Consider the following 2959-nt stretch of genomic DNA (forward strand, 5'->3'; position numbering starts at 1 on the left):
CACGCCGGAGGCGGCGCCCGCCGCGCCCACGCCGAGCGCGAAGCCCGGCACGCCCGTCAAGGCGCCCATCGTCGGGACGTTCTACGCCGCGTCCTCCCCGGACGCCGCCGCGTTCGTCAAGGTCGGTGACCGCGTCGAGGTCGGACAGGTCATGTGCATCATCGAGGCGATGAAGCTCATGAACGAGATCGAATCCGAGGTGGCGGGCACCGTCCGCGAGATCCTCGTGAAGAACGCCGAACCCGTCGAGTACGGCCAGACCCTGTTCATTGTCGAGTAAAGCGTTCAGCCGTCAGCGATCAGCGGTCAGAGGTTCGATGGAACCGTGACACTGGAGCTGACGGCTCTTCGCCACCGCCCGACAGGACGACTGACCGCTGAAAGCTGAAGGCTGACTGCTATGTTCAAGAAAATCCTGATTGCCAACCGTGGAGAGATTGCCCTGCGCGTCATCCGCACCGCGCGCGAGCTGGGCGTCAAGACGGTCGTCGTGTACAGCGAACCCGACGAGGGCAGCCTGCCCGTCCTGCTCGCCGACGAGAGCGTCTGCGTCGGTCCCGCCGCGAGCACCGCCAGCTACCTCAACGTGCAGAACATCCTCTCCGCGGCCCTCATGACGGGCGCCGAGGGCATCCACCCCGGGTACGGCTTCCTGTCGGAGAACCCGGACTTCGCGGAGATGTGCCGCGAGCACGGCATCGTCTTCATCGGCCCCACCCCGGAGAGCATGCGCGCGCTCGGCAGCAAGGCGGGCGGACGCGAGATCGCGGCGGCGTCGAACGTGCCGGTCGTGCCGGGCACGGGCGTCATCGAGACGGTCGAGGACGCCCTGCTCGCCGCGAAGCAGATCGGCTACCCGGTGCTGCTCAAGGCCAGCGCGGGCGGCGGCGGACGCGGCCAGAAGGTCGTGCGGACGCAGGAGGAACTGCGCGCCGCGTTCGGTCAGGCGCGCGAGGAGGCCCGCCTGTACTTCGGTGATCCCGCCATCATCATGGAGAAGTTCCTGGAGGAGTTCCGCCACGTGGAGGTGCAGGTGATGGGCGACGGGCAGGGCCACGTCATCCACATCGGCGAGCGTGACTGCTCCATCCAGCGCCGCAACCAGAAGCTCATCGAGGAGGCGCCCAGCACCCTGCCGGACTCGCTCCGTCAGGAGATCCTCGCGGCGGGCGTGCGGCTCGCGAAGCACGTGAACTACGCGGGCGCGGGCACACTGGAGTTCATCGTGGACCGCGACGGCAACTACTACTTCATGGAGATGAACACCCGCATCCAGGTGGAGCACTGCGTCTCCGAGATGATCTCGGGCCTGGACTTCGTGCGGATGCAGCTCGAGATCGCGAGCGGTCAGCCCCTCACGATGCGGCAGGAGGACGTGCGTCTGCGCGGGCACGCCATCGAGTGCCGCATCAACGCGGAGGACCCCGACAAGGACTTCCGCCCGGCCGCCGGCAAGATCGAGAACGTGCACTTCGCGGGCGGTCCCGGCGTGCGCGTGGACAGCCACGCGTACAGCGGCTACAGCATCCCGCCGCACTACGACAGCCTCATCGGGAAGCTCATCGTGCACGGCGACGACCGCGACCACGCGGTGCGCCGCATGAAGCGCGCGCTGGAGGAGACGGTCATCCAGGGCCCCAAGACCACCATCCCCCTGTACGTGAAGATCATGGACAACCCGTTCTACAAGCGCGGGGCGGTCATGACGAACTTCCTCAAGACCCGCATGGAAGCCTGAGGAGCGCAGGGAAGCAGAGGTGATCGCGTGAAGCGGTCACCTCTGCTTTTTTCAGGTCGACTCCTCCGGGCCCGTCGGGCAATGTTGCCCGTGCAACACCAGACCATCAACTCGAAATGGACCTTCTCGCGCCTGATCTGATATGTCAGCACTTTCACCAAAAAATGATGGTTTTATACGGCTGGTTCAATCAGATAAATTTGTTTAAGTGCAGGCATCTTTCTTTTGAAAATATGAGTTTTCGGGTCGGTCATGGAATGAACAAGAGTGGCTGCGTATCACGGCCACTCTTACTTTTTAGTATATCTTTCTGTCGCTTGATTCGATCCTTAAGCACCTCTCAAGATGAGTGATGTTAATGACCGTCTCAATAGATTCGTCTGAATTACCTAATTCGTCCACTAGTACAGTAACCAATGTTAATACACTGGACGCGAAGATGCGCACAAGGAGAGGCGCATCCACTTTTATGAAAGAACCAAAAAATATCAGTAAAACTCCTCTTAAATTCATAATTCGGACACCAAAGTAAAAGTTATCTATAGTCTGTCACTTCCCCGGAGGTTGACAGACAAAAGCGCACGGCTCCCACTCCCGTCTGGGTGCGCGCCGACACACTTCCCCTTGAGGCTCCTCGTGTCTACCACAACTTCTCGTCCGTTGCGTACGCTCAGGGAACCGAAATGTCGTCGAGCAACGCCAGCCGCCGAAAAGCACGGGAAACGGGGCGAAGTCCAGCCGGAGTCCACCGCCCTGGCTGAGAGACCGCGAGCGCTGCGAATTCCCAACCACGAGAAAGGGAGAGGCCGTCGCCTCTCCCTTCTTCCAATCGTCGGTGCGTCAGCCCTCGCCGCCGCCCCCGTTGCCCTTGCCGCGCCTGCGGCGACGACGGCGGCGGTTCTTGGCGTCCCCGCCCTCACCACCGCCCGCGCCCTCCGGCGCCTCCGCGCGGGGCTGGGCCTCCACGGTCACGGGCTGCGCCTGCGGCGCGCGGTCGCCGCCGCGCCCACCGCGTCCGCCGCCGCGACCGTCACGGCCGCCGCGTCCGCGTCCGTCGTTCTGACCGCCACGCCCGCCGCCGCCTTCACGACGACCGCCGCCCTGAGGTTCGTCCTCGCGGAGGTTGTCGACGCTCCAGTCGCCGAAGTACATGCGCTGCACCGTCACCGCGATGGGCCGGTTGTGCTCGTTGCGCGGCCGATCGAGCGTCACGACGCGGCG

General features: G+C 63.9%; 2 protein-coding genes and 1 pseudogene. 2 read left to right on the forward strand and 1 reads right to left on the reverse strand.

Annotated elements, in window-relative coordinates; all coding sequences use genetic code 11:
• Together accB and accC are read left to right on the forward strand one after the other, a co-directional pair.
• On the forward strand, positions 1-280 hold a 280-nt coding region (gene accB / locus DEIPI_RS30180; protein WP_084474186.1), incomplete at its 5' end, for an acetyl-CoA carboxylase biotin carboxyl carrier protein.
• A gap of 120 nt (positions 281-400) precedes the next feature.
• Positions 401-1738, forward strand: a complete 1338-nt coding sequence (gene accC, locus DEIPI_RS0110650) for an acetyl-CoA carboxylase biotin carboxylase subunit (protein ID WP_027481775.1) — start codon at positions 401-403, stop codon at positions 1736-1738.
• A gap of 840 nt (positions 1739-2578) precedes the next feature.
• Here accC and DEIPI_RS0110655 read toward each other — a convergent pair.
• Positions 2579-2959 (reverse strand): annotated as a pseudogene (locus DEIPI_RS0110655) (ribonuclease R); the annotation flags it as partial.

Origin of the sequence: Deinococcus pimensis DSM 21231 (genome assembly GCF_000519345.1) — a bacterium.
GTDB classification, from domain to species: domain Bacteria; phylum Deinococcota; class Deinococci; order Deinococcales; family Deinococcaceae; genus Deinococcus_A; species Deinococcus_A pimensis.

Excerpts from the sequence above, each read along its gene's own strand:
- accC (WP_027481775.1), top strand. The coding sequence starts at position 401 with ATGTTCAAGAAAATCCTGATTGCCAACCGTGGAGAGATTGCCCTGCGC.